The following is a 1091-nucleotide window of genomic DNA, read 5'->3' as shown; positions in this document are numbered from 1 at the left end:
AGGACGCATACCAATCGCTTGCGACGCTTCTCGTTGCCCTATCGGAATCTCTTGAATCGACATGCGAAAAATCTCAGTCGCATACGCCCCAAAAGCGATAGACAGCGCCATGACACCGCCCCAAAAAGCGCTAATCTCGACATAGTCGTTGTAGCCGAACTTTTTGAGGATGCTCATCAATAAGATCGAGCCGCCATAATAAATGAATAGCACCAATAGCAGCTCAGGAATACCGCGCATCGTCGCAGTATAGACAGTCGCAAGCTTACGCAGCAACCAGATATTGGACATCTTTGCGGTTGCGCCGAGCAAGCCTAAGGCCAGACCAATGATTAAACTGGTCATGGCAAGCTGTATAGTGACGGTAGCGCCGCTTAATAAAAGCGCGCCAAATCCTTGTAAGTCAAACACGATTATCCACTCAGTCTCTTTATATTAGCAATTTGCAAAATATGAGTTAAAAGAATCAGCATCAATAGCTGAACGCGGCGATGTACCGTATTTTATACCAAATCAATAAGGATGATCGGCGCCAAAAAATGACGTCAAAGGAATACGGTTGGCGCTGCGATAATTGACACAGTAGAAATGAGCGCTGATTTTATCATATTCGCTCGCCGTGATGTTAATCCTGACGCGTAAAAGCTGTGTCTAAGCCGTACTTAAACAGACACTTAGGCAAATACGCTTGAAACGAACTGACTAAATTTGAGTAAAGCGAATGGTGAATAGAGATGACTATGCCATGACCGTACGATACGGTTATGGAATAATAAAAAAGGACATCACCATGATGGCAATATCCTTTTCGTTATAAAACTGCTGCTTGAGACCTGTTCGTCAAAACCGCATTGTCAAAACGTACGCATCGAACTCTCATTATAAAAACAGTACGTTTGTCTCATAGTGATTACTGACTTGCTGCCTCTACTACTGGTTGCTCAGGCGCATCAGCACTGGCTGTACTCGTTGCAGATGCTGGCACCGCAAAATACTTTTGATTGATTTTATCGTAAGTACCCTTGGCTTTAATATCGGCTAAGGATTGATTGATCTTTGCTTGTAGCGGATCGCCTGGGCTTACTGCTATC

Annotated in this window: 1 protein-coding gene and 1 pseudogene; both read right to left on the bottom strand. The window is 44.2% G+C overall.

Features of this window, described 5'->3' with window-relative positions; translation table 11 throughout:
• Nucleotides 1-411, bottom strand: a 411-nt coding sequence (locus ACS8FC_RS14790; RefSeq protein ID WP_439297328.1) for an ABC transporter permease subunit, incomplete at its 3' end; no start/stop codon positions are given.
• A 499-nt stretch (nucleotides 412-910) separates the two neighbouring features.
• Nucleotides 911-1091: pseudogene (locus ACS8FC_RS14785) on the bottom strand (ABC transporter substrate-binding protein); the annotation flags it as partial.

It is taken from the genome of Psychrobacter sp. 1Y4 (assembly GCF_051847555.1).
Note: the sequence above shows the minus strand (reverse complement) of the source record. Positions and strands in the feature narration are given on the sequence as shown.